We start from the raw sequence: 24425 nt of genomic DNA, 5'->3' as shown, positions 1-24425 counted from the left end.
CATGAGCATGGATTCCCACAAACGCGACTTCGCGGCGAATGCAAGGCTGCCCGGCATCTTTGCGCTCGCCGCGGGCATCGGCTTCGTCAGTACGATTGCCGCCTTTGTTCTGCTGAACCTGATTCGCCTGTTCACCAATCTGTTTTTCTTCGGCACGCTGTCGTTCGTCGACCGTTCGCCCGCCACCAATACGCTTGGCATTTGGGTGATCGGTGTGCCGGTGATCGGTGGTTTGATCGTCGGGCTGATGGCGCGCTTCGGCTCCGAAAAGATTCGCGGCCACGGCATTCCCGAGGCGATCGAGGCGATCCTGTTCGGCAAGAGCAAGATGTCGCCGAAAGTGGCGGTGCTCAAGCCGTTGTCGTCGGGCATCGTGATCGGCAGCGGCGGGCCGTTCGGCGCGGAAGGCCCGATCATCATGACCGGCGGCGCGCTCGGCTCGCTGATCGCGCAGTGCGTGAAGGTCACGTCGGCGGAACGCAAGACGCTGCTCGTGGCGGGCGCGGCGGCCGGCATGACCGCGGTGTTCGGCACGCCGCTCGCGGCCGTGCTGCTCGCGGTCGAACTGCTGCTGTTCGAATGGCGGCCGCGCAGCTTCCTGCCAGTCGCGGTGGCGTGCGCGGTCGCTGGCTTCGCCCGCGTGATTTTCTTCGGTACAGGTCCACTGTTTCCGCTACAGACTGCCGCGCCCGATGGCTGGTCGCTGCTGTCGTGCGCGGTCGCGGGCGGGTTGTCGGGCGCGCTGGCGTCCGGCCTGTCCGCCGCGCTCTACAAGGTGGAAGACCTGTTCGGCAAGCTGCCGATCCACTGGATGTGGTGGCCAGCGCTCGGCGGCATCGTCGTCGGTATCGGCGGCTGGCTCGAACCGCGCGCGCTCGGCGTCGGTTACGACGTGATCGGCGATCTGCTGCATCAGCACATTGCGGTGCAGGTCGCCCTTTTGCTGCTCGCCGTGAAGGCGGTGATGTGGCTCATCGCGCTCGGCTCGGGCACGTCGGGCGGTGTGCTCGCACCGCTCCTGATGCTCGGTGCCGGACTCGGCACGGTGCTCGCGCATTAGCTCCCGGGCAGCGAACCGGCGCTGTGGCCGCTCGTCTGCATGGCCGCGACGCTTGGTGCCACGCTCGGCGCGCCGCTGACGGCCATCGTGTTCGCGTTCGGCCTCACGCACGACGCCAACGCGCTGTTGCCGCTCCTGGCGGCAACGCTGATCGCGCACGGCTTCTCCACGGTCGTGATGCGGCGCTCGATCATGACCGAGAAAATCGCGCGACGCGGCTATCACATCTATCGCGAGTACGGCGTCGATCCGCTCGAGCGCCACTATGTCGACGAAGTGATGACCGCCTCGGTCGAATCAGTCGATGCCGCCACGACGGTCGGCGCAACGCTGCAGACGCTGTTCGGCGCGAACCAGCTGCGCCGCGCGTATCCGGTGGTGCGCGACGGCGCGGTGATCGGCGTGGCCGACCGCATGTTGCTCGAACGCTTCTGCGCCGAGGACACGGAACGCAAGCGCGCGATGACGCTCGCCGACGTGTTCGCGCAACACAACACCGCGTTTGCTTTGTCATCCGAAACCTGCCGGCTGGTGGCGACGCGGCTCGCCGTGCTGGAGCTCGAACGCCTGCCGGTGGTCGCCGATCGCAACAGCATGCGTCTGGTGGGGATCGTGTCGCGCAGCGATCTGGTCAAGCCGTCGCTCGCGCACTTCGAAGAAGAACACAAACGGGAACGGTTCCGTCGTATCGGGCCGTCGCTCGGCAAGCGGCGCTTCGCGCCGGTTCGCGCCGGTTCGTAAAGCCAGCTAAAAAGACCGCCGCAAAAATCAAAGGCCGAGCCCCCGTCAGGGTCTCGGCCTTTTTATTCGCGCATGGAGCTATTTGCCCGCGCCACGCGACTCGACGCAACCCAGCACGAGCGTATCGCCCGATTTCGCGCCGGGACCCAGCGCCGCAGTGTGGAAGTCCGCGTGGTCGCAATGCCATTCGGCGTGGAAGTCGCGTGGGCATGCCATCGTCGTGCCACCTTTGTGCAGGCCGGGCAGCGCGTAATCGCAAGTTTCCCGTCCGTTGCAATGACGCTCGAGCTCACGAGTCAGGTTGCCGCGCGGCGCGCCGCAATTCTCGCCATAAGTGCCCGATACGATCGTAATCGCGCGCATTTGTGCGTCGGCGTTTGCGGACACCATGAATACGCCGCTTGCCAACGCCAGCGCAGCACGAAGAATTCCACCGGGGAAAATCCGTCCGCGCCGCGAAGATTCCATCGGCCTCTTCACTTTGCACCTCCGTTCCCGCTATAGGCGACGTTCAACCGAAACGCGCCGCCTATAGCCAGGTATAGAGGAAAGAGCAAAAGACTGCCACTAGAAACCATTCCTACGCGCAATCGCGGCGAAAGCCGTTATTCGAGCGCCTTGTCGTTCGGCTGCGCGTACAGCTGCTTCAGCGAATCGCTCATCGGAAAGTCGAAGCTGATGTTCTTCGGCGGCACCGGCTTGATGAACCATCGGTCGTACATCGTGTGGATTTCCGGTCCTTTCATCACCTGTTCGAGCGTGTCGTCGACGAGCTTTCTGAACTCCGGATCGTCGCGTCGCAACATGAAGCCATACGCTTCCGACGATTGCGGCGTGCCGGTGATGATCCAGTCCGACGGCTTCGCGGTCAGCGTGCGCGTGCCGGCAAGCAACACGTCATCCATCATGTACGCGACGGCGCGGCCGCTTTCGAGCGTGAGACGCCCTTCGCCGTAATCTTTCGCGCTGATGATCTGCATGTTCATCTTCTTGTCCTCGTTCATCTTGCGCAGGATGCGCTCGGACGTCGTGCCCTGATTCGTCACGACCGTCTTGCCCGCGAGATCCGGAAAGTCCTTGATGCCCGAGTCCTTGCGCGTCAAAAGACGCGTCGTCGCGACGAAGAACGTGTCGGCGAACGCCACCTGGCTTTGGCGCGCGACGAGATTGGTCGTCACGCCGCATTCGAGATCGACCGTGCCGTTCTGCACGAGCGGAATGCGATTCTGCGAGGTGACCGGAATGAAGCGCACCTTGAGGTCCGGACGCTTCGTTTTCGCCTTGACCGCATCGATGACCTTGTTGCACAGGTCCTGCGAAAAGCCGACCACCTCGTTGTTCGCGTCGACGTACGAGAACGGCACCGACGTCTCGCGATGGCCAATCGCGATCACGCCGCTTCGCTGGATCTTCGCGAGCGTGGACGTCGCGTCCTGCGCGAACGCGCCCGGACTCGCCAACGTTGCCGCCACGAGCATGGCAACAGTGGACCAATTCATCACTTTCATGGGTATCTCCAATCGTGCGGCAGGTTCCTGATGGATAGCGGGCTGCTGCGCCAGCCGTCTACATATGTTGCCATTAAAAAAATAAATGCAACATATGTTAACTACCGAGTGTTGAAACGCCGCGTGGCGACGCTTTCCGGCCAATCAAGTCATCATCGATCCGTACCGGACATCATTTTCAAAACCGTACAGGTACTGTACCGGCCCCTGTCGCTAGAATGAGCCTCACCGTTTTCTGTTGGCGACACCGGAGCCCCCATGTCTTTCGTCACTCTCAGCGCGCTGCCCGCCGGCATCCTGTTCGCGCTCGTCACCTCGATCACGCCCGGTCCGAACAACACGATGCTGCTCGCGTCGGGCGTCAATTTCGGTTTTCGCCGCACGCTGCCCCATCTGTCCGGCATCAGCGTCGGCGTGGTGCTGTTGATGTTGTCGGTCGGCATCGGCCTCGGCGAGGCGTTCGTGCATTTCCCCGTGCTGTATACGGTGCTCGAAGTCGTCAGCGTCGCTTATCTGCTGTATCTGGCGTGGAAAATCGGCACGTCGGGCGAACTGAAGCTCAGGAACGGCGAGCGTCGCCCGATGCGCTTTCACGAGGCGATCGCGTTTCAGTGGGTCAATCCGAAGGCGTGGATGATGGTGCTGACCGCCGCGACGACGATTCATCTGAGCAACAGCTTCGGCATGAACGCCGTCGCGATGGCTGCGGTGTTCTACGTGATCGGCTTTCCGTGCATCTGCGTGTGGGCCGGTTTCGGCACCGCGATGCGCGAGGTGCTGTCGAACCCGAAGCGGCTGCGCGTCTTCAACATCGCGATGGCGCTGCTGCTGGTCGCGTCGCTGTATCCGATCGCGCTGAAGCTGATCGGGAACGGAGGCTGAGCTTTCGGCACGCGCCGCCGCGTCTACCACGCCCCCTGCCCGACCCGCTCGATGAAGCGCCACAACGCGTCGTCGCTCGAATACGGCGCGTTGAAGCGGAACCACGCGCTCGGCGCGTCGTCGGGACGGAAGTAGGAGCCCGGTGCGAGCCAGATGCCGTGCGCGAGCGCGGCGGTCGCGACCTCGGCGGCGCGCTCCGCTTCGATCGGCAGACGCGCCAGCATGAAGAGCCCCGCGCGCGGCCGGTGAAACACCTCGAGCCCGAGCGCGTCCAGCCGTTCTTCGAGTGCCACGTGCGCGAGCTTGAGCCGTTCGTTGACCGTCTCGACGTGGCGCGCGTAACGCCCTTCCACCAGCACCTTGTCGACGATCCGCTCGATCGTTTCCGACGACGTCAGCCCCACCGCCATCTTCGTGCGCGCGAGTTCGCGCAGCACCGCCTGCTCGGCCACCACATAGCCGCAGCGCAACGACGGCGTTACCGTCTTCGAAAAGCCGCCGACGTGCAACACGCGCTGCAAGCCTTCCATCGCCGCCAGTAGCGGCGCGCCGGCCGGCGCGAGTTCGCGGCTCACGTCGTCCTCGATCACCCAGATGCGCTCGCGCTCGGCGATCTGCAGCAAGCGGAACGCGGCCGACATGCCGAAGGTCGCGCCGGTCGGATTCTGGAGCGTGGTGTTGACGAAGATCGCCTTCGGCTTGTGCCGCGCGACCAGCGTTGCGAGAACGTCCGTATCGACGCCGGCCGGCGTGCGCGGCACGCCATGCACGACCAGCCCGGCGAGCTTCAGGATCTGCAGCAGATTGCAGTAGCCGGGATCTTCGACGATCACCGCATCGCCCGCGCGCAGCAGCGTGCGCACGATCAGATCGAGCCCCTGCGTCGCGCCCTGCGTGAGCAGCACGTTCGCAACGTCGACGGGCAGCCCACGCCGGTCGAGTTGTTCGGCGATGCGCTCGCGCAGCGGCGCGAAGCCGTACGGATGGCCATAGTCGCCGAGCCGCGCGGCCGGCACCCGGCTCAGCGCGCGCAGCGAGTGCTGCAGGCCGCTCTCGTTGGTCCATTCGCTCGGCAGCCAGCCGCAGCCCGCCTTGATCGGCACCGAGTGATCCGCGAACACGTCGGACAGCAGCCACGTCGCGGTCAGGCTCGGCGGCGTCCAGTCGGCGACGGCCGCCCGCGTGGACGGCGAGCGCGCCGCCACCCGATAGCCGGAGCCGCGCCGCGCGACCACGAGCCCCATCGACACCAGCCGGTTGTACGCCTCGGTCACGGTGAAGGTGCTCAGCGCGTGGCTTTGGGCAAGCTGCCGCACCGACGGCAGCAGTGCGCCGGCGCGCAGCGATTGCGAGTCGATCGCGCGCGCGAAGCTCTGCACGACCTGTTCGACGAGCGTCGGCGCCGCGCGCCGGTCGCGTTGAAGGTCCAGTTCGATCATGTTTCGGGCGAAAAACGGGGGGCGAAAAGACGGACCGCGAACCGCCCGCCTACCTGAACAGTTCGTGCGAATCCACCAGCACAGTTGACACCGCACTTGGTCAACTGTTTATGCCGCCATTAAACCGCGAGGGCTACAGTTTGGCTACGCTTAAAGCCCCAACCGCGCCACTTCGAGGAGATGCCATGACTTCGCGCCCCGTCATCGACGATCTGTCGTCCTTCTGGATGCCCTTCACCGCCAACCGCCAGTTCAAGGCCGCGCCGCGCCTGCTGGAATCGGCGAAGGGCATGTACTACCGAAGCACCGACGGGCGCGAGATTCTCGACGGTTGCGCCGGGCTGTGGTGCGTGAACGCCGGCCATGGCCGCGATGAAATCGTCGCCGCGATCACCCAGCAGCTGTCGACGCTCGACTTCGCGCCGACCTTCCAGATGGGCCACCCGCTTGCGTTCGAAGCGGCGAAGAAGGTTGCCGAGCTGATGCCGGAAGGGCTCGATCGCATCTTCTTCACGAACTCGGGCTCCGAATCGGTCGACACCGCGCTGAAAATCGCGCTCGCCTACCATCGCGCGCGCGGCGAAGGCCAGCGCACGCGGCTGATCGGCCGCGAGCGCGGCTATCACGGCGTCGGTTTCGGCGGGATTTCGGTCGGCGGTATCGCGCCGAATCGCAAGACGTTTTCGGGGGCGCTGTTGCCGGCGGTCGATCATCTGCCGCACACGCACAACCTCGAACACAACGCGTTCTCGAAGGGCCAGCCCGCATGGGGCGCGCATCTGGCCGAGGAGCTGGAGCGCATCGTCGCGCTGCACGACGCTTCGACGATCGCCGCGGTGATCGTCGAACCGGTGGCCGGCTCGACCGGCGTGCTGGTTCCGCCGCAAGGCTATCTGCAGAAGCTGCGCGAGATCTGCACGAAGCACGGCATCCTGCTGATCTTCGACGAAGTAATCACGGGCTTTGGCCGCCTCGGCAAGGCGACCGCGAGCGAACACTTCGGCGTCACGCCGGACCTGATCACGCTGGCGAAGGCGATCAACAACGCGTCGATTCCGATGGGCGCGGTCGCGGCGAGCCGCACGATCCACGACACGGTCGTGGGTAGCGGCGCGCCGGGCGCGATCGAGCTGTTCCACGGCTACACGTACTCGGCGCATCCGGCGGCTGCCGCGGCCGCGATCGCGACGCTCGATCTGTACCGCCGCGACCAGTTGTTCGAGGGCGCGGCCAGCCTCGCGCCGACGTTCGAAGCCGCCGCGCATGGACTGCGCGGCGCGAAGCACGTGAAGGACGTGCGCAATCTCGGCCTCGTCGCGGGCATCGAGCTCGAATCGCGCGACGGAGCGCCGGGCGCGCGCGCCTACGAGGCGTTCGTCAAATGCTTCGAGGCAGGCGTGCTGATCCGTTTCACCGGCGACATCCTCGCATTCTCGCCGCCGCTGATCATCGACGAAGAGCAGATCGCGCGGCTCTTCCGCACCGTTGGCGAGGTGCTGGCGACGGTGCAGTAAGAAGGCGCGCAGCGCGCCACCAGGCGACGACGAAAGAGCGGCGGCACGCGCATGCGTGCGCCGCTCTTTTTTATTGCTGCCGCTTTGCGAGCCGCAAGCTCAGTGATGCGCGCGCGACGCCCGCGTTTGCGCGGCTTTTTTCGCGGCAGCGGAGCGTCCAGCCGCGCCCTTCGTCGCAGCGGCCTTTTTGGCTGCGGCCGAGCGGCTCGCGGCTGGCCGCTTGGCCGCCGCCGACTTCGCCTGCTTCGACATCGCCGCCGACGACGCCCCGGCCTTGCTCTCGCGCTTGAGCACGCTCTCCGACACACGCGAGCGTTTCGCGCTCGACTCCTTGCTCGCACTCTTCTCGGCCCCTTCGTGCTTGCCCGCCGCGCTGTCCTTCTGCGCTTTCTTGCGGGTCGCCTCGCTCGAGGCGCCCTTCTTCGGCGGCTTTAGGTCGACGCCCGCGCGCCGCGCCTCGGACAGCCCGATCGCGATCGCCTGCTTCGGCGAGCGCACGCCGTGCTTGCCGGCGCGGACCTTGTCCACCTGTTCCTTGACGAACTCTCCCGCTTGAGTACTCGCTGATTTGCCGGCGCGTTTATCGGCCTCGGCACGCTTCAAGGTTTTCTGCTCTGGCATGACGGTTCTCCGGTTGTGGGTGAGTCTCTATCATTGAGCAACGAGCGTGCCGGAGCGCCCATCCGCGCCATGGTCCGGCGGCGGTTGCGCGGCGGGACTCGCGTGCGTCGGCGGGACGGCGTATGGTGGTGGACATGGGACGGGAGTAAGCGCCGAAGCGCTAACTCAAATCGACCGCCTTGCATGGAGACAGCCATGAAGATAGTTACGGTTCGCGCTGGCACGCATATCGAGGGCGTGCACTGGATCGCCGAGTACGTCGAGGACGTCCACGAAATTCGCGTGTTCCGCGAGGGGCAGGAAGTGGACGTGCACAACGCGCCGTCCACACTGTTCGGCGATGAGGAAAACGCGGGCTCGAAAAACACCGCCGATCATCGCGCGATGGAAGCGGCCGTGCTCGCTTATCTGAAGCGCTTCGTCACGGAGCACGACGCGGAAGAGTAGGTTTCGCCGACGGCAACCGCCGTTTTCAAAGCCGCCCGCTCGTGGCAAAAGCCGCTGCGGACGCGCATTCACCAACACTCGCGCGGCCATTGCGCGGCAGTCACGACGGACCGCCGCGCGCCACGTCCTCAATCCGCCGGGCGCAGTTTCTTCACCTCGGCGTCCGATGGCTGCACGCTCGCGCCATCCACATAGCGGTACGACGTCATCACACCCTTGCCGTCCTTCACGCCGGTCACGCCGACATACGCGCCCATCGTCGACTGATTGTCCTGCGCGCGGTACATGATCGGGCCGAAGGGCGTCTGCACGTTGAGCCCCTTGAACGCGGCGGCGAGTTTGTCCGGATCGGTCGAACCCGCCTTCTTGATGCCGTCCGCGATCGACATCAGCGCTGAATAGCCGACCACCGAGCCCAGCCGCGGATAGTCGTGATATTTCGCCTGATACGTGTCGACGAACTGCTTGTTCGCGGCCGTATCGATCGAATACCACGGGTAGCCGGTCACGATCCAGCCGGTCGGCGCTTCGGCGCCGAGCGGATCGAGGTAGTCGGGCTCGCCGGTCAGGAGCGACACCACCGCGCGATCCTTGAAGAGCCCGCGCGTATTGCCCTCGCGCACGAACTTGCCGAGGTCGGCGCCGAACAGCACGTTGAAGATCGCGTCGGGCTTCGCGTCGGCGATCGCCTGGGTCACGGCGCCCGCGTCGACGTTGCCGAGCGGCGTCGCCTGTTCGACGACGAACTGCACGTCCGGCTGCGCGGCCGTCAGCAGCTTCTTGAAGGTCGCCACCGCCGATTGCCCGTACTCGTAGTTCGGATACACGATCGCCCAGCGCTTCTTCTTCAACTTCGCGGCCTCGGGCACCAGCATCGCGACCTGCATGTAGGTCGAAGGACGCAGACGGTACGTGTATTTGTTGCCATCGGCCCAGACGATCTTGTCGGTCAGCGGTTCGGCCGCGAGGAAGAAGATCTTCTTCTGCTTCGCGAAGTCGGCGAGCGCGAGGCCCGTGTTCGACAGGAAGCCGCCGAACAGCACCTGCACCTGCTCGCGCGCGATCAGCTCCTGGGCGACGCGGATCGTGTCGCCGGGGTTGCCGTTGTCGTCGCGCGAAATAACTTCGAGCGGCTTGCCGAGCACGCCGCCCGCCGCGTTCACCTGCTCGAGTGCGAGATTCCAGCCTTGCTTGTAAGGCCCGAGAAAGGCGGGCTGCGCCTTGTAGCTATTGATCTCACCGATCTTGATGGTCTGCTGTGCGTTCGCGCCGAGCGCGGCAAACGAGCACACGGTCGACACCATGAGGCGAGAGATCCATCCTGCGCGCGTGGTCATGCGTTTCTCCGTTATCAGAAGGAATGGTGGTTTTAGTCAGACATGCGAACGTGAGGACGTGCAAGCGCGTGGACCTGCGCACCTTCGGACGACGGCTGGCGGCTCATTGCTCGCGCGGTTCCGCGCGGATTCTGGCCACGTTCGCGGCGACGTCCTGCCATGCCGGCTTGCCGCCCGCGAACTGCGCGCGCAGGAACGACACGAGCTCGGCGACCTGGGCGTCGTTGAAACTGTCGCGGTAAGCCGGCATCGTACCGAGTTCGGGCCGCGCAGGCGAGCCGATGCCGTCGAGAATCACGCGAATCAGGTTGTCCGGCGTCGCGCCGTGCAGGTTCGTGTTCAGCGCCAGCGACGGATGTGCGCCGAACAACTGAGGTCCGCTGCCCGCGTGATGGCACGCGGCGCACGCGCCGTCGAAAAGCCGCGCACCCACCGTCACCGGCGCGCCCGTCATCGCGCTGGCCTGTTCGTATTCGCGCGCGGTCGCGGCCGGATCGGCGTTCGGCTCCAGCGGATTGAGCGACGCGAGATAGACGGCCATCGCGCGGATATCGCTGTCGGGCAGCGCCGCCAGATCGCCGATCACCGGCGCCATCGGTCCGGCCGCGACGCCGTGCAACGGCGCGTGACCGTCGCGCAGATAACGGAACAGTTCGTCCTCGCTCCACGGCACCGGCGCATTCGACAACGCCGACAGCGCGGGCGCTTCCCAGCCCTCGGCGCTGCCTCCGCCCATGAACGCCGCGCCGGTTTTCTCGGCGCCGAACGCGTTGCGCGGCGTGTGGCACGCGCTGCAATGACCAAGGCCATTCACCAGATACGCGCCGCGATTCCATTGCGCGCTCTGCGCGGGGTTGGCGGTAAACGCGGTGCGGCCGAGAAACAGGCCGTTCCATGCAGCCATTAGCGGACGCACGCTGAAAGGAAACGCGAGCTTCGTTTCGGGCGGCCGGCTGCGCACCGGCGTTTGCGACATCAGATACGCGTACAGCGCGCGCAGATCGTCATCGGAGATGTTCTGGAACGACGTGTACGGAAACGCCGGATACAGCCGATGACCGTCGCGGCTGATGCCGTGCCGCATCGCGCGCACGAACGCTTCGAGCGACCAGTGGCCGATCCCGGTCTGGCCGTCGGGCGTGAGGTTGGTGCTGTAGACGATGCCGAACGGGGTCGCGAGCGGCTTGCCGCCGGCGTTCGGCACGCCGTTGTGGGCGGTATGGCAAACCGCGCAATTACCGAGCGACGCGAGCAGCTTGCCGCGCGCGACCAGTTCCGGCGCGAACGCGCTTGCAAGCGGCGGCCTGATCGGCGCAAGCGGCGCGCTGGAAACCGAGGCGAACGACAGCGCGCCAAGCCAGCCGGCCACGCCCGCGGCCAACAAGCCGAAAAAGCCGCGCCGCCAGCGCTTTTTCCTGCGCGCCGCCGCGTCTTCCGCCTGCGCGTCGGCGAGCGCGGCGCGGATCTTTTCCGGCGTGAACGGCGGGCGACGGAAACGCACCCCCGTCGCGTCGTACAGCGCATTGGCGATGGCGGCCGCGCCGGGCAGCGACGCCGACTCGCCCGCGCCCATCGGCGGCTCGCCGTGGCGCGGCATCATCACGATGTCGATCACCGGCACTTCGCGGAACGTCAGGATCGGATACGCGCCCCACTCCTGGCTCGTCACCGCGTTGTCGCCGAAACTGACCTGCTCCTTCAGCGCGCGGCTCGTCGTCTGGATCACGTTGCCGTGAATCTGGTGACGCACGCCATCGGGATTGACCATCGTGCCGGTGTCCTGGCCGACCACGACGCGCGTGACCGCCAGTTCGCCGCTGTTGCGATCGACTTCGACGTCGGCGACCCACGCGGACCATGCGGCGCCGAACCCCGGGAATTTGCTGTGCACGTAGCGCGCGTACGCGATGCCGCGGCCGCGCGCGATGTTGCCGTCTTCGTCGTCCTCGCCGCGCGTTCTGAACGCGGGTTCGCGCGGTTCCCACCCGGCTTTCGCCGCGACCGCCTTGACGAGGTCGATCGCGCGCGGATCGGTCAGATGCCTGAGGCGGAATTCGACCGGATCGACGCCGGCCTGCTCGGCCAGTTCGTCGATGAACGACTCGTGCGCGAACGTGTTCGGCAACGCGGACACACCGCGCAGCCACGCGGCGCGCACGATCGGCGGCGTGTCGTCGCAGACGATGCGCATGCTGCGATAGTCGTACGGCGGCACGGCCGTACGGTCGCCCATCTCGAACACCTGCGGCTGCGCGGGAATCGTGCTGGTCAGCAGCAGCGCGAGCGTGGGGGCGTCGTTCGACGGATAGCGCGTCGCAAAGTCGTAGGCGGCCAGTTCGCCTTCGGCGGTGAGCGCGCCGCGTACGTCCATTAGTTGCGCGGCGCCCTTCGGTTCCCACGCGTGTTCGTCCTCGCGCGAGAGCTGCACGCGCACCGGCGCGCCGACCGCGCGCGACAGCAGCGCGGCGTCGGCGGCGACGTCGTCCGCGCAATTGCGTCCGTAGCAGCCCGCCGCATCCATCCGCACGATGTCGATGCGCGCTTCGTCGAGCGTCAGCAATAACGCGAGGTCGGCGCGCAGCGAATGCGGGTTCTGCGTGCCGGACCAGATTTTCAGCTGCGTGTCGTCGCCGTCTCCGTTGCGATAGTCCGCGACCGCGCACGACGGGCCGATCGATGCGTGCATCTGGAACGGCCACACGTAAGTGCGTTCCAACGTGCGCGACGGGTCTTGCGCGAGCGCCGCATCCACGTCGCCTTCGATCACCAGATCGCGCCGCGTCGCTGGATTCGCGCGCAACGCCGCTTCGACCTGCTCGCTCGTGTCGAGCGGCGGCAGGCCATCGACCGTTTTCCAGCGCACGTCGAGCCGCTGCGCCGCCTGTTGCGCAATCTCCTCACGCTCGGCGACGATGCCGACGAAATCGCGAATCACGACCACCTTGACGATGCCAGGCAAATCGCGAATCGCCGCTTCGTTCACTTCCAGCAGGCTATGCCCGATGAACTCACCCTGCGCGACGCCCGCATAAGGCGGCCGCACCACGCGTCCATGCAGCATGCCGGGCACGCGCACGTCGTGCACGAAGCTCAGCTCACCGGTCGCCTTCGCGGGAATGTCGACACGCGGCGCGCTTTTACCGACGACGCGATACGTGTGTGGCGGTTTCAAAGGCGCATCGTTCGACAGCAGCAGTTCGACACGCTGGCCTTTGATCAGCTCGCCATAGTGAATGCCCTGCGCCGGGTCGCCATCGCGTGGAAACACGCGGCTGTCCTGCACGTCGAGATCGTTCGCGTCTACATTCAGGCGCGCGGCCGCTTGCGCGACCAGATACTGACGCGCTTGCGCCGCCGCCTGCCGCAGCGGCACCGCCGAAATCTGGATCGTCGCGCTGGCGATCGTCGGCCCCTGGTTCGGCGCTTCGCCGGTATGGCCGAGCACGATCGACACACGCGTCAGCGGCACATCGAGTTCTTCCGCGACGATCTGCGCGAGCGCGGTGCCGATGCCGGTGCCCAGGTCCACGTGACCGTTGAACGCGACCACGCTGCCATCGTCTCGCACGACCAGAAACAGATCCGCCTCGGTCGGCACGAACGAAGAACGCGAACCCGGCTGGCCGCGCGCGGCCTTGACCGGTGCATGCGGCGGCCGCGCGACGATTAGCACGCTGTGCGCGTCGTACAACCGCTTGCGCGACGGCGTCGCGCCACGACGATCGACGCTGAAGTCCAGCCCGGTCATACGCGCGCTCCGTCGTCCGCGTCCGTTTGCGCGTCGAGCAATTGCGCCGCGCGCTGCACCGCGCGCACGATCTCGACATGCGTGCCGCAGCGACACAGGTTGCGCGACAGCTCGCGCTGGATCGTCGCGACGCTCGGATGCGGATCGCGATCGAGCAGCGCCTTCGCGGTCATGATCATGCCGTTCAGGCAGTAGCCGCACTGCGCGGCCTGTTCGTCGATGAACGCCTGCTGCACCGGATGCAACGCGGTGCGCGTGCCGAGCCCTTCGAGCGTCGTGATCTCGCGGCCCAGCGCGACTTCGGCGGTCGTCACGCAGGCGCGCGTCGGCATGCCGTCGAGCAGCACGGTGCAGGCGCCGCATTCGCCGAGACCGCAACCGAACTTCGGCCCGTTCAGCGCGAGATCATTGCGCAACAAGTAGAGCAGCGGTGTCTGCGCCGCCGCGCTGACCACATGCGTCGCGCCGTTCACCTTCAGCACGAGCTGCGCGGCGCGGTTCATCATGATGCGAGCACCCTGTCGCGCCGCGCGTTCACAGCACCACCGGCACTTCGGTCGCGGGCGGCGTATTGCGGCTGCGCCGGCAACGGATCAGACCATCGATCATCACCATCCCCACACCCGGAATATCGCCGAGCTGCACGCTTTCGAGCAGCGTGTCGGCGGCCGTATGCTGCGCGCGGTCCATGAACACGAGATCGGCGGGACGGCCCACCTCGATCAGCCCCTGGCGCAGGTGGCGCTGCCGCGCGGTATTGCCGGTCGCAAAGCAGAACGCGATTTCGGCGGGGACGTCGGCGAGGCTCGAGATCAGCGCGATCATGCGCAGAATGCCGAGCGGTTGCACGCCGGAGCCGGCCGGGCTATCGGTGCCGAGAATGATCCGATGCGGGCATTTCAGCTCGATCGCATGGCGCGCGGTCAGCAACGCGATCCGCTCGTTGCCGTTGTGGACGATTTCGAGCGCGCGGCTCGACTGCTCGCACAGATCGCACACGTGCCGGTACGACAGCGACGTATGGCCGCCGTTGACGTGGCCGATCACATCGGCATCGGCGGCGAGCACCACGTCCCGATCGATCAGGCCGGAGCCCGGAATCGACGGACCGCCCGTGTGAATCGTGCTCTGGATACCGTACTTGCGCGCCCACGCGACCATCTGTTGCGCTTCCTCGCCGCCCTTCACGCTGCCGAGGCCGACTTCGCCGAGCAGCTTCACACCGGCTTCGGACAGCTCCTTGAAGTCCTGCTCGACCATGCCCTTCTCGATCACCGGCGCGCCTGCCAGCACCTTGACGCCGCCACCGACGCCGGCCGCGCGCATGCCGTCGAACGAGCGCTGCGCGGTGATCGCGAGCGCCTTCACGCCGAGCACGTCTTTCGGACGGCCAGGCAAATGCACTTCGCCGGCCGAGATCATCGTCGTCACACCGCCGTTCAGATTCGACTCGATCCAGCCGAGCTGATTCTGGCGCGGCGTCCAGTCGCCGAACACCGGATGCACGTGCGAGTCGATCAGGCCCGGCGCGACCGTCGTGCCCTTGCAGTCGACCGTCGTGCGCGCACCTTCGAGATCGCAGTCTTTCTCGCGGCCGAGCGCGACGATCACGCCGTCGTCGATCACCAGCGTGTCCGCGTCGAGAATCGGCTGATCGATATCGCCCGACAGCAGCAGCCCGATGTTCGTTACCGCGACCTTGCCCGACAAGCCTGTCAACGTCTCTGCCGCCATCTGCCTCTCCTTTCGCCGACACTACCCGATGAATTCACACGCTCAGATAAGCGCGCCTCACTGTTTCGTTCCGTGCGAGTTCGCCGATCGTCCCGCTGAAACGGATCTGCCCTTTCTCGAGCACATACGCGCGGTCGCTGACCAGCTCGGCGAAGTGCAGATTCTGTTCGGATAACAGAATGGATAGCCCTTCGCGTTTCAGTTCGAGAATCATGTTCGCCATCTGCTCGACGATCACCGGCGCGACGCCTTCGGATGGTTCGTCGAGCAGCACCAGATACGGATTGCCCATTAGCGTGCGCGACACGGTCAGCATCTGCTGCTCGCCGCCGCTCATCTGGCCGCCGGGGCGCTTCGGCATTTCGCCGAGATTCGGAAACAGGTGGAACAGCTTGTCGGGCGTCCATTGCGGCGCGCCTTCGCGCGGCGGCTGGCGGCCCGTGTCGAGGTTTTCCATCACCGTCAGGTCCGCGAACACGCGGCGGTCCTCGGGCACGAAACCGACGCCCATGCGCGCGATCTTGTACGGCGCGAGCGCGCTGATGTTCTGGCCGCGAAACGTCACTTCACCATGGCGGCGCGGCAGCAGTCCCATCACCGCTTTCATCGTCGTCGATTTGCCGGCGCCGTTGCGGCCCATCAGCGCGACCACTTCGCCACGGCCGACTTCGAGGCCGACGTCGAACAGGATGTGGGCGCGACCGTAGAACGCATTGAGGCCGGAGACTTTCAGCATCGGTTCGCTCATTGCAATGCTCCACGATCCCGCGCGCTGCCTGACGCGTCTTGCAGTGGCGCGTGCGGCCGGAACGTCCTGCCGGTGCCGAAATAGACCTCCTGCACGCGCGCGTCGTTGCGGATCGTGTCGGCGTCGCCTTCGGCGATCAGCTTGCCGCGCGCGAGCACGATCATCCGGTCGGCGTACGCGAATACGACGTCCATGCTGTGTTCGGTGAACAGCACGCCGATCTCGTGTTCGGTCACCAGACGTTTGGTCAACGCCATCAATTCGTTGCGCTCCTTCGGCGCCATGCCGGCGGTCGGTTCGTCCATCAACAGCAGCTTTGGCCGGTTCGCGAGCGCGATCGCAAGCTCGACGCGCTTCACGTCGCCATACGCGAGCACGCCGCACGCGCGCTTCGCGTGCGCGCCCATGCCGACCTGTTCGAGCAGCGCGAACGCTTCGTCGGCATGGTGCGAGCCCGCTGGCTTCCAGAGGCCGAAGGTCTTTTTCTCGCGCGATACCAGCGCCATTTGCACGTTTTCGAGCACCGTCATCGAGTTGAACGTCGCGGCGATCTGGAACGTGCGGCCGACGCCGCGCCGCCAGATATCGCGCGGCCGCATGCCGACGAGTTCATGACCGTCGAGCAGAATCGAACCCGACGACGGCTGCAACTGGCCGTTGACCATGTTGAAACAAGTCGATTTGCCCGCGCCGTTGGGGCCGAGCAGCGCCAGCAGTTGACCCGCTTCGAGATCGAATGAAACGTTATCGACCGCCTTCAGTCCTCCGAACGATCTCGACAGACCGCTTACGCGCAGCAGGCTCATAGCCCCTCCTTGACCGCGGCGGCCCGTTGCGACGGCGACGCGGCCCCGCCGTTGGTCGTGTCGGCCTGATCGCCGTTCGCGTCGCCGAAACGCTCGCGAATGAAGCCGACGATACCCTGTGGAAACGCGATCACCAGCAGCAGGATCGCGAGGCCGAGCAGCGCCTGCCAGTAGTCGGTCTGGCGCGCGACCGTGTCCTGCAGCCACGTAAACACTGCCGCGCCGACGATCGGCCCGCTCAACGTCTGCAAGCCGCCGAGCAGCACCATCACGAGGCCATCGACCGAGCGGCTCACGCTGATCACTTCGGGCGAGATGTTGCCCTTCGAAAATGCGTACAGCGATCCGGCGAGTCCGCAGAACAACGCCGCGATCACGAACGACGCCCACTGAACCCGCTTCACGTCGATGCCGATCGCCTCGGCGCGTAGTGCGGAATCGCGCGACGCGCGCATCGCATAGCCGAGCGGCGAGAACAGCATGCGGCGCAGCAGCCATACGCCGAGCACCGCGCACGCTAACGTCAGGTAGTAGAACGCGACCGGCGAAGACAGCCAGTTCGACGGCCATAGACCGAGAATGCCGTTGCTGCCGCCCGTCACGTCGTCCCACTGGAACACGACCGACCAGACGATCTGCGCGAATGCGAGCGTCAGCATCGCCAGATAGACACCGGACAGGCGCACGCAGAACCAGCCGAACACGAGCGCGCCCACCACCGCGAGCAGCGGCCCGAGCAGCAACGCGGCTTCCATCGGCAGATTCAGCACCTTCAGAAACAGCGCCGCGCCGTAAGCGCCAAGTCCAAAGTACGCGGCATGGCCGAACGAATGCAGGCCGCCCGGACCCATGATGAAATGCAGGCTCGCCGCGAACAGCACCGCGATCAGGATTTCAACCAGCAGCACCGGCATATACGGAAACGCGTTGGCCGCGAGCGGTGCCAGAACCAGCACCAGCAACACGAAGGCGGCCAGCCCCTTCAGACGCCTGCCCGCCGGACGCAATGGCGTGTCCGGCGTACCCATCGCGCGCACCGCGGCGCTCGCGCGGCCGAGCAGACCCCAAGGCCGCACCACCAGCACGACCGCCATCACGACGAATTCGGCCACCAGCGTGAAGCGGCTCAGCGAAAAACCGATGCCGAAGATCGTCACGTGCCCGATACCGATGCACAGCGCCTTGATCTCGGCGATCAGCAACGCCGCGACGAATGCGCCCGGAATCGAACCCATGCCACCGACCACGACGACCACGAACGCATTGCCGATCGTCTCGAGGTCGAGCGACAGGTTCGCCGACATGCGCGGCCCTTGCAGCGCGCCGCCGAGTCCCGCGAGAAACGCGCCGACGAAGAACACGCCGGTAAACAGCCACGCCTGATTGATGCCGAGCGCGCCGAGCATCTCGCGATCCTGCGTCGCGGCGCGCACGAGCGTGCCCCAACGCGTGCGCGTCAACGCGTACCACAGCAGCAGCAAGACGACCGGACCGATCACGATCAGCGCGATGTCATACGTGGGCAGCGGATGGCCGAGAAAGTCGACCGCGCCCGCGAGATGCGGCGCGCGGGGGCCGAACAGGTCCTCCGGGCCCCAAAGCCATAGCGCGGCGTCGCGAAAGATCAGCACGAGCGCAAACGTGGCGAGCAGATGGAATAACTCCGGCGCCTGATAGATCCGCCGCAACACGACGATTTCGACGAGCGCGCCCAGCACCGCGACCGCGAGCGCGGCGGCGAGCACCGACAGCCAGAAGCCGCCCGCCGTGTGGCCAAAGCGGCTCGCGATGCTATACGCGACGTAAATGCCGAACATATAGAACGAGCCGTGCGCAAAGTTGACGATGCGCGTCACGCCGAAGATCAACGACAAACCGGCGGCGACCAGAAACAGCGTCGACGCGTCGGCGAGTCCATTGACCAGTTGTACCAGCAGATTCGAAAGCATCGCGACCCTCGGCAGCTCGCCGAACGGCGCGCGCGCAACATGCGCAGCGGCCCGATCGGCGGACGTTGCAGCGCGGGCGGCACCATGCGCGCCCGCGTCAACGGCAGGACACTACCAGCGAAACAACCCGCAAAACAAGCGACGGCAAACAGGCGGCTGAAAAAAACGATCGCTCAGCGCAGGCCGTCCTCGCCTTTGATCTCGTTCGCCTGCAAGCCGCCGATGCGCGGCAGCGGCCGGCCCGACGCGGTCACCGCGACCGCCACGACGATTTCGTTCGCGCGCGGCGCATCGGCCACGCGCGCCTCGATCGCGTCGAAATGGCTGCGCACGTAGGCGGCGTCCTTGTGACCGAGCGGCACGTCGATCGCGGTGCCCAGGGTGCCGATCTTCTTCGCCGACGGCACCAGCGCCGCGCCCTTTTCGACCGCCGCGCGCAGCGGCGCGCCGAGCTTCGGATGCAGGATCGCGGCCGCATGTTCGAGCTCGCCCGCCTCGCCGACGATCGCCGCCTTGCCGTAGCTTTGCGCCGCCCCGGGCGCGATGCCCAACGCCTCGACGCAGCGCTTGCCGAGCAGCGCGCCGAGTTCCTCGCCAGCTTCGATCAGCGCGTCGAGCTCCGCCTCATAGCGGCCCGCATACGGATTATCGATCACCGCGATCGCGACCGCGCGGCGCGCGGGCGGCTCGACGGTCTGGCCCATTTCGATGCGTGTTTCGTCGACCTGCACGACCAGCTTGCGAAGCCTGATTGCCATTTGCGCTCTCCGAGTTTCGTTGCCTTGCAGTATGGTTGCCGCGCGCCGCTTCAGCGCAAGCCATCCTTGCCGACGATCGCCTCTTTCGCGAGGCCGCCCACCCGCGCATGCACGCGCTGCCCCGTGCTCATCACGAGGATGTAGACGATCTCGTCGGCGGCGGGCGCGCCGGGCACGCGTACTTCGATCGCATCGAAGTGGCTGCGCACGTAGCTCGCGTTGACATGCGTGAGCGGCACGTCGAGCGCGGTGGACGGCGCGCCGACCTTCTTCGTCGACGGCACGATCGCGTGGGTCGGCACGCCGTGCTGTTCGAGCAGCTCGCGCATCGCGTAGCCGCCGGGCACATGCCATAGCGCGCCGTGCTCGAGTTCCCCGCGCGCGCCGACGATCGCGCCCTTCCCATAGCTTTCGATCGACGCATGCGGCACCGCCATCGCCGTCAGCAGCCGTTGCGCCATCTCGAAGCCGAGCGGCTTCAGCGCTTCCATCGCATGTTCTATTTTCGGCTCGTAGCGGCCCGCGAACGGATTCGTCATCACCGCGGCGATCGCGCCTCGTTTGAGCGGCTGCGCGGGCGCGGGGCCGAACTCGTGGAAGATGTCTTCGACGTGCGTCAGCACGCGGCGTATTTCGAACACGGAGCCTCCGTTGTCAGTGAAGCGCGCGTGGCGGACAACGCGCGTGAATCGTCGATGCCGGTCACCCGCGCCCGTCCTTGCAGGAACAGCGCGGCGCCTTCGATCAAACCCTGGCCGCGCAACCGCTTCGCGACATCGACGCCGCGCGCGAGCGCGAAATCGATCAGCGGCTGCGGCAGACGCGGCACGTCGACGGTCACCAGCAGATCGCCGAGATCGCTATCGTCTTTCAGCGACGATGCCGGACGCCGCACGATTCCCGCATGGTCGAGATCGACCGCATTCGCGATCATCGTCGCGGCGGCGTCGGCGCTCGCGGCATCGCGCGCGAGCACGGTCACGCTGTCGGCGATGCCGAGACTGAAGCTGCGGCCGCGCCAGCCGCTCGTCGCGACGCCGCGAATCGGCTGCCGAGCGTCGAGCGTCAGATGCGCGTCGAGCGCGGGGTCGTGCGCGAAACGCGTGCCCGAAATTTGCGCGAGGTCCGCCAACACGCCCACCCGATACTGCTGCCCCGCCGCGAGGTGCAGCGCGATGTCGCCGCCGTTGTTGATGAACGCACGCGCGATGCCGTCGCGCGCGAACGCGGCGATCAGTTCGTCGGCGACGCTGCCCGCGACTGCGGCCATCGGCGTGATGAAGCTCGAACGATGCGGATGACACGCATGCCACATACGCGTCGCGACCGGCCCTCGAAGCGGGCAATCATGTCGTGCCGCCACAGCCTGCACTGGTTGCCGAAGCACGTTCAATTCGCGGACCAGCTCTTCCAGCACAGGACTGAAGCGCTCCCAGCATGCGTCATATGCGGCACGCACCGCGTCGGGCTCGCCGTCGGCGCCGAGGATCAGGTCGATCGGCCCGTGCTGCCAATGCCAGCGGTGTTCGTCGAGGCGGGTTCGGGTGGGGGTCATCGTGTGATTTTTTGGTCAGGGTGCTTAACCGGGCATTGCAGGCGGCCACGGATTGTCCGGATCGCGAGCCAGCGTCCGCCGCGCGAGCGGCGCGCCTTCCGTATGCGTCGGCCCGCTCGCGAGCACGCTCTGCAACGAGCGCACCGCCTCGACGTGGCCGCCGAGATCGCGGTACGTGTCGTACGTCATCGTGAATTCGATCGGCGCGACGAGCGCCGGTGTCGGCACCGTGCCGAACGAGCGGTCCGGCATGCGCGTCACGTCGACCATCACGGTGATGCCGCCGCCCGGCCACACATAAGCCGGCGCGCCGCCGCACGTGACGTTGACGAGCTTGCGCTTGATCGCGCGCGTGAGCAGCACCGGATTCTCGGTCGCGCCGGCGCGCAGACTGCCGCCCGCGCCGCCGAGAAACAGCACCGTCGCGAGCGACGGCTCGCAGTTTTCGCCGATCCGCTCGACCGTGCGGCGCACCGCGTCGGGCATCGGCGCGATGCGCGGCACGAGCTGTGCGTCGAGTTCGTACCATTGCGCGTGTTCGCCGGTCGTCGAGACCATCAGCACGCGCATGCCCGGCTTCGCAACCGACGGATCGAATCCTTCGACGATCGCGAGCGGGTCCTGAATGTCGGTGCCCCCCCAACCGGTGCCAGGATTGGCAACCTGGAAATAGCGGCCCGGCGTCGATTTGCGGCCGCGTATCTTGAGTCCCGAGCGCGTCATGCCGAGGCAGCGGCCCGCCTGGTGCTCGGTCAGCACGCCCGTAATGTGATCGTCGACGACCACCACCTCATCGACGTGGCCGAACCATTGCTTCGCGAAGATACCGATCGTCGCGGAGCCGCAGCCGACGCGCATGCGCTGCTCCTCGACACCGTCGACGATCGGCGCGACGCCGGCGCGAATCACGAGACTCGCGCCGCCGTCGATACCAAGCTCGACCGCCTCCTTGTTGCCGAGCGCGAGCATCATGTCGCAGCTCACGCGGCCTTCTTTCTTGCTGCCGCCGGTCAGATGATGGACGCCCCCGAGGCTCAGCATCTGCGAGCCGTATTCGGCCGTGCTCACGTGACCGACGATCTCGCCGTCACAGCGCACGTTGGCCTGTTCGGGGCCGAGAAAGCGGTCGGTGTCGATCTTCACCTTGAAGCTGCAATAGCTGAAGATGCCTTCGGTGACGACGGTGACCATGTCGACGTCGTCGAGCTTCGACGCGACGATGAACGGCGCGGGCTTGTAGTCGGGATAGGTCGAGGAGGCACCGACGCCGGTGACGAAGAGGGCGGGTTCGGTGGCGCCTGGGTCCGCGGCGGGGGCTGTGCCGAATTCGATCGCCGCATTTGCCGGATCGGCGTCGGCATCGTTCGCACGCGACAGAAACACCACTGGATCGACGCGAATCAACCGCCCATCCGCATTCGCATAACGGTCGCACGCGCCAGTGCGCCCTTCCGAGATCTGGCACAGCACCGGACACGCATTGCATTCGATCTTGTTCGCGGCCATGCGCTCGCTGCGCGGCGCCGACTTTGCGAGCACGGTCGGCCCCGGCGTCGACGCGGTATCGCGATCGACACTCTCTGCACCGAAATCGACCTTCGTATGTTCTGTCATCGTGGGGTTCCCTACGACATCACAGGCGCGACATGGCTGGCGGTGCTGCGCGGTGCGCGAATCGTCCCGGTTTCAGGGCACTTCTGCGTGGGCCGCCCATTTTCATGTTGCGGTCACTCACCGTTCATGTAGTATCTTCTACACCAAACTCGATTGAAATCTACTCGATCAAAATCGACTGTGCAACGTGTTTTCCGTCACGCGGGATCATGGTGCAATGCGGCATCGGCGTGCCGAGTCTGTGCGCCCGCCGTTCAAACCTACGCTGACAAAGAGATCCGAGACCGTCATGAGCCCCACCGCCGCCCGCAAGCCGGGCGCCATCGGTATCCGCGCGAAACAGGCGCAGGACACGCGCGCCAAGATCCTGAAGGCGGCCATCAGGGTGTTCGCGAAGCAGGGTTATGCGAGCGGCCGCATCGAAAGTATTTCGAAGGCCGCGCGTTCGCACGACCGGATGATCTATTACTACTTCGGCAGCAAGGAGCAGCTGTTCATCGAAGTGCTGGAGACGATCTACACGCAGTTCAACGAAGCGGAAAGCAAACTCAATCTCGATCTGCGCGATCCGGTGCATGGCCTCGAACAGATGGTCGAGTTCGTCTGGCAGTACTACCTCGATCACCCGGAGTTCGTGACACTGCTGTCGAGCGAAAATCTGCACCAGGGCAAGCATGCGAAAAAATCGCAGAAGCTCAAGGAGATTTCGGGCTACGCGATTTCGGTCGTGCAGAGGCTATTGGAGGCGGGCCGCGCGCAGCACGTGTTTCGCGCCGATATCGCGGCGCGCGACGTGTATCTGATGATCGCGTCGCTCGGCTATTTCTATAACGCCAATCAGTACACGCTCGGCGCGTTTCTCGGCGAGCCGCTGATGGACGAGGCGGCGCTCGCGCATTGGCGCGAGGTGATCAAGGAGACGGTGTTGCGCGCGGTGTGCGTGCAGGCGCCGGCGACTCACGGATCTGGTGCCCGACGCCTGGACGTTCTCGCGTCGAGGCGCGACGGCTGACCGATTGGGGCAAGGCCATCTGCAGACGCCGCAACGAGACAGTCGAGCGCAGCTTTGCGGATGCCAGACCGTTACATGGCCATCGCCACGCGCGGATGCGGGGACTGCGAAAGGTGCGCCGAGCAGTGTCTGCTGGGCGCGGCCACGCAGAACATCAAGAAGATCGCCCTGCTGGTGGCATGTATGAAGGCGCGTTTAAACGCGATCCCCCGTGTCCATAGCCGCTTGCGGCGCCCGCAACGCCAGGTCCGCAGCTTCGTCTCACGAAGCCACTGTTTCGCCGCAGCTCTGGCATCGCCTGAAAAAACAAAACCCCACGCTCCGAAAAAACGTGGGGTTGGTCAGAAGTCTGACGCGCCGCATGTGCAGGGCGTGTTGTGTGCGCGTGAATGTCATGCAGCTAGGCGTAACGATGGTCAACAACTGACGCATATCTCGAAAATTGTGTGCTCTCAGATGGTCTGGTGTAATTGGTGATTCGTACAACCAATGAGGACAAGACAATGGTATGGATGTACAGACATAGCATCGGCCACCTGTATCACAACACTATGCTCGTGGACACAGACGGATATGCCGGTAGCGGTCCAGGGAAACACAACCACGACATGCAATATGTGCGCGATATCGGACCCATTCCTGTCGGCGAATACGAGATCGGTTCGCCATTCAGGCATGCTCATACAGGTCCTTATTCAATGCGACTCACCCCCATTAACGGGACGAATACACACGGGCGTGCTGGCTTCATGATCCATGGTGATAGCCTCAGCGCTCCTGGCACGGCGTCAAACGGCTGTATCGTTTTGAACCCCAGAGTACGGGAGCGGAAATTTTCAAGGTAGTTGTCGCCTCAACGTTTAGATTTCAGGCGGCCTTTCGCTCCTAGTTATCGCGCTGCGGAGTGCCTGCCAGGTTGTCGGTTCGATCCGGGTTCAGATGCACAGCACTT

20 protein-coding genes and 2 pseudogenes are annotated in these 24425 nt (G+C 65.7%); 7 read left to right on the top strand and 15 right to left on the bottom strand.

The window, feature by feature from the left end; all coding sequences use genetic code 11:
* Position 1 precedes the first annotated feature (1 nt).
* Positions 2 to 1801: pseudogene (locus F6X39_RS25930) on the top strand (chloride channel protein).
* A gap of 78 nt (positions 1802 to 1879) precedes the next feature.
* Here the strand turns inward: F6X39_RS25930 and F6X39_RS25925 are convergent.
* The gene (locus F6X39_RS25925) at positions 1880 to 2191 is read right to left on the bottom strand and encodes a hypothetical protein (RefSeq protein ID WP_260330386.1); all 312 of its coding nucleotides are present in this window, start codon (positions 2189 to 2191) and stop codon (positions 1880 to 1882) included.
* 215 nt (positions 2192 to 2406) lie between these two features.
* Positions 2407 to 3309, bottom strand: coding sequence for a glutamate/aspartate ABC transporter substrate-binding protein (locus tag F6X39_RS25920; protein ID WP_184063185.1), 903 nt, complete (start codon positions 3307 to 3309; stop codon positions 2407 to 2409).
* A 258-nt stretch (positions 3310 to 3567) separates the two neighbouring features.
* On the opposite strand from F6X39_RS25920, the gene F6X39_RS25915 reads away from it, so the two are divergent.
* The gene (locus F6X39_RS25915) at positions 3568 to 4191 is read left to right on the top strand and encodes a LysE family translocator (RefSeq protein ID WP_187618689.1); all 624 of its coding nucleotides are present in this window, start codon (positions 3568 to 3570) and stop codon (positions 4189 to 4191) included.
* Positions 4192 to 4214: 23 nt separating this feature from the next.
* On the opposite strand, the gene F6X39_RS25910 is transcribed toward F6X39_RS25915, so the two are convergent.
* Positions 4215 to 5630, bottom strand: coding sequence for a PLP-dependent aminotransferase family protein (locus F6X39_RS25910; protein ID WP_187618688.1), 1416 nt, complete (start codon positions 5628 to 5630; stop codon positions 4215 to 4217).
* A gap of 185 nt (positions 5631 to 5815) precedes the next feature.
* On the opposite strand from F6X39_RS25910, the gene F6X39_RS25905 reads away from it, so the two are divergent.
* Complete coding sequence (locus F6X39_RS25905) at positions 5816 to 7144, top strand: aspartate aminotransferase family protein (RefSeq protein WP_187618687.1); 1329 nt, start codon at positions 5816 to 5818, stop codon at positions 7142 to 7144.
* Between the two features lie 99 nt (positions 7145 to 7243).
* On the opposite strand, the gene F6X39_RS25900 is transcribed toward F6X39_RS25905, so the two are convergent.
* Positions 7244 to 7765 (bottom strand): DUF6496 domain-containing protein, encoded by a 522-nt coding sequence (locus F6X39_RS25900; protein WP_187618686.1) that lies wholly within the window; start codon positions 7763 to 7765, stop codon positions 7244 to 7246.
* Positions 7766 to 7960: 195 nt separating this feature from the next.
* On the opposite strand from F6X39_RS25900, the gene F6X39_RS25895 reads away from it, so the two are divergent.
* On the top strand, positions 7961 to 8212 hold the full coding sequence (locus F6X39_RS25895) for a hypothetical protein (RefSeq protein WP_018423554.1): 252 nt from the start codon (positions 7961 to 7963) through the stop codon (positions 8210 to 8212).
* A gap of 128 nt (positions 8213 to 8340) precedes the next feature.
* On the opposite strand, the gene F6X39_RS25890 is transcribed toward F6X39_RS25895, so the two are convergent.
* From F6X39_RS25890 to F6X39_RS25840, 11 genes are all read right to left on the bottom strand, one after another.
* Entirely contained in the window at positions 8341 to 9549 is a 1209-nt protein-coding gene (locus F6X39_RS25890; RefSeq protein WP_187618685.1) for an ABC transporter substrate-binding protein, read from the bottom strand.
* A gap of 103 nt (positions 9550 to 9652) precedes the next feature.
* Positions 9653 to 13297, bottom strand: coding sequence for a molybdopterin cofactor-binding domain-containing protein (locus F6X39_RS25885; protein ID WP_187618684.1), 3645 nt, complete (start codon positions 13295 to 13297; stop codon positions 9653 to 9655).
* The gene (locus F6X39_RS25880; protein ID WP_187618724.1) at positions 13294 to 13800 is read right to left on the bottom strand and encodes a (2Fe-2S)-binding protein; all 507 of its coding nucleotides are present in this window, start codon (positions 13798 to 13800) and stop codon (positions 13294 to 13296) included. Before F6X39_RS25880 ends, F6X39_RS25885 begins: the two co-directional genes overlap by 4 nt.
* A gap of 31 nt (positions 13801 to 13831) precedes the next feature.
* Positions 13832 to 15031, bottom strand: a complete 1200-nt coding sequence (locus tag F6X39_RS25875; RefSeq protein ID WP_090807235.1) for an amidohydrolase family protein — start codon at positions 15029 to 15031, stop codon at positions 13832 to 13834.
* Between the two features lie 34 nt (positions 15032 to 15065).
* On the bottom strand, positions 15066 to 15779 hold the full coding sequence (locus tag F6X39_RS25870; RefSeq protein WP_187618683.1) for an ABC transporter ATP-binding protein: 714 nt from the start codon (positions 15777 to 15779) through the stop codon (positions 15066 to 15068).
* On the bottom strand, positions 15776 to 16585 hold the full coding sequence (locus tag F6X39_RS25865) for an ABC transporter ATP-binding protein (protein WP_187618682.1): 810 nt from the start codon (positions 16583 to 16585) through the stop codon (positions 15776 to 15778). The genes F6X39_RS25870 and F6X39_RS25865 overlap by 4 nt, the downstream gene beginning before the upstream one ends.
* Positions 16582 to 18534, bottom strand: a complete 1953-nt coding sequence (locus F6X39_RS25860) for an ABC transporter permease (protein ID WP_187618681.1) — start codon at positions 18532 to 18534, stop codon at positions 16582 to 16584. Before F6X39_RS25860 ends, F6X39_RS25865 begins: the two co-directional genes overlap by 4 nt.
* Before the next feature lie 173 nt (positions 18535 to 18707).
* Positions 18708 to 19292: an amino acid synthesis family protein gene (locus F6X39_RS25855; RefSeq protein ID WP_187618680.1), complete on the bottom strand. Its 585-nt coding sequence runs from the start codon at positions 19290 to 19292 to the stop codon at positions 18708 to 18710.
* A 50-nt stretch (positions 19293 to 19342) separates the two neighbouring features.
* Positions 19343 to 19933, bottom strand: a complete 591-nt coding sequence (locus tag F6X39_RS25850) for an amino acid synthesis family protein (RefSeq protein WP_187618679.1) — start codon at positions 19931 to 19933, stop codon at positions 19343 to 19345.
* On the bottom strand, positions 19909 to 20847 hold the full coding sequence (locus F6X39_RS25845; RefSeq protein WP_187618678.1) for a UPF0280 family protein: 939 nt from the start codon (positions 20845 to 20847) through the stop codon (positions 19909 to 19911). The genes F6X39_RS25850 and F6X39_RS25845 overlap by 25 nt, the downstream gene beginning before the upstream one ends.
* Positions 20848 to 20871: 24 nt before the next feature.
* Positions 20872 to 22461 carry a 6-hydroxynicotinate reductase gene (locus F6X39_RS25840; protein ID WP_187618677.1) on the bottom strand — a complete coding sequence of 530 codons (1590 nt, stop codon included), beginning with the start codon at positions 22459 to 22461 and terminating at the stop codon, positions 20872 to 20874.
* Positions 22462 to 22750: 289 nt separating this feature from the next.
* On the opposite strand from F6X39_RS25840, the gene F6X39_RS25835 reads away from it, so the two are divergent.
* From F6X39_RS25835 to F6X39_RS25825, 3 genes and pseudogenes are all read left to right on the top strand, one after another.
* Positions 22751 to 23473, top strand: coding sequence for a TetR/AcrR family transcriptional regulator (locus tag F6X39_RS25835; RefSeq protein WP_187618676.1), 723 nt, complete (start codon positions 22751 to 22753; stop codon positions 23471 to 23473).
* Positions 23446 to 23659: pseudogene (locus F6X39_RS25830) on the top strand (transposase); the annotation flags it as partial. The gene F6X39_RS25835 and the pseudogene F6X39_RS25830, both read left to right, overlap by 28 nt.
* Positions 23660 to 23976: 317 nt before the next feature.
* Positions 23977 to 24318: a tlde1 domain-containing protein gene (locus F6X39_RS25825; protein ID WP_187618723.1), complete on the top strand. Its 342-nt coding sequence runs from the start codon at positions 23977 to 23979 to the stop codon at positions 24316 to 24318.
* Positions 24319 to 24425: the final 107 nt, after the last annotated feature.

The organism is Paraburkholderia sp. UCT2 (genome assembly GCF_014397665.1).
In the GTDB taxonomy this organism is placed as follows: Bacteria; Pseudomonadota; Gammaproteobacteria; order Burkholderiales; family Burkholderiaceae; genus Paraburkholderia; species Paraburkholderia tuberum.
Note: the sequence above shows the minus strand (reverse complement) of the source record. Positions and strands in the feature narration are given on the sequence as shown.

Excerpts from the sequence above, each read along its gene's own strand:
- F6X39_RS25925 (WP_260330386.1), bottom strand. The coding sequence starts at position 2,191 with ATGGTGTCCGCAAACGCCGACGCACAAATGCGCGCGATTACGATCGTA.
- F6X39_RS25920 (WP_184063185.1), bottom strand. The coding sequence starts at position 3,309 with ATGAAAGTGATGAATTGGTCCACTGTTGCCATGCTCGTGGCGGCAACG.
- F6X39_RS25915 (WP_187618689.1), top strand. The coding sequence starts at position 3,568 with ATGTCTTTCGTCACTCTCAGCGCGCTGCCCGCCGGCATCCTGTTCGCG.
- F6X39_RS25910 (WP_187618688.1), bottom strand. The coding sequence starts at position 5,630 with ATGATCGAACTGGACCTTCAACGCGACCGGCGCGCGGCGCCGACGCTC.
- F6X39_RS25905 (WP_187618687.1), top strand. The coding sequence starts at position 5,816 with ATGACTTCGCGCCCCGTCATCGACGATCTGTCGTCCTTCTGGATGCCC.
- F6X39_RS25900 (WP_187618686.1), bottom strand. The coding sequence starts at position 7,765 with ATGCCAGAGCAGAAAACCTTGAAGCGTGCCGAGGCCGATAAACGCGCC.
- F6X39_RS25895 (WP_018423554.1), top strand. The coding sequence starts at position 7,961 with ATGAAGATAGTTACGGTTCGCGCTGGCACGCATATCGAGGGCGTGCAC.
- F6X39_RS25890 (WP_187618685.1), bottom strand. The coding sequence starts at position 9,549 with ATGACCACGCGCGCAGGATGGATCTCTCGCCTCATGGTGTCGACCGTG.
- F6X39_RS25885 (WP_187618684.1), bottom strand. The coding sequence starts at position 13,297 with ATGACCGGGCTGGACTTCAGCGTCGATCGTCGTGGCGCGACGCCGTCG.
- F6X39_RS25880 (WP_187618724.1), bottom strand. The coding sequence starts at position 13,800 with ATGAACCGCGCCGCGCAGCTCGTGCTGAAGGTGAACGGCGCGACGCAT.
- F6X39_RS25875 (WP_090807235.1), bottom strand. The coding sequence starts at position 15,031 with ATGGCGGCAGAGACGTTGACAGGCTTGTCGGGCAAGGTCGCGGTAACG.
- F6X39_RS25870 (WP_187618683.1), bottom strand. The coding sequence starts at position 15,779 with ATGAGCGAACCGATGCTGAAAGTCTCCGGCCTCAATGCGTTCTACGGT.
- F6X39_RS25865 (WP_187618682.1), bottom strand. The coding sequence starts at position 16,585 with ATGAGCCTGCTGCGCGTAAGCGGTCTGTCGAGATCGTTCGGAGGACTG.
- F6X39_RS25860 (WP_187618681.1), bottom strand. The coding sequence starts at position 18,534 with ATGCTTTCGAATCTGCTGGTACAACTGGTCAATGGACTCGCCGACGCG.
- F6X39_RS25855 (WP_187618680.1), bottom strand. The coding sequence starts at position 19,292 with ATGGCAATCAGGCTTCGCAAGCTGGTCGTGCAGGTCGACGAAACACGC.
- F6X39_RS25845 (WP_187618678.1), bottom strand. The coding sequence starts at position 20,847 with ATGACCCCCACCCGAACCCGCCTCGACGAACACCGCTGGCATTGGCAG.
- F6X39_RS25840 (WP_187618677.1), bottom strand. The coding sequence starts at position 22,461 with ATGACAGAACATACGAAGGTCGATTTCGGTGCAGAGAGTGTCGATCGC.
- F6X39_RS25835 (WP_187618676.1), top strand. The coding sequence starts at position 22,751 with ATGAGCCCCACCGCCGCCCGCAAGCCGGGCGCCATCGGTATCCGCGCG.
- F6X39_RS25825 (WP_187618723.1), top strand. The coding sequence starts at position 23,977 with ATGGTATGGATGTACAGACATAGCATCGGCCACCTGTATCACAACACT.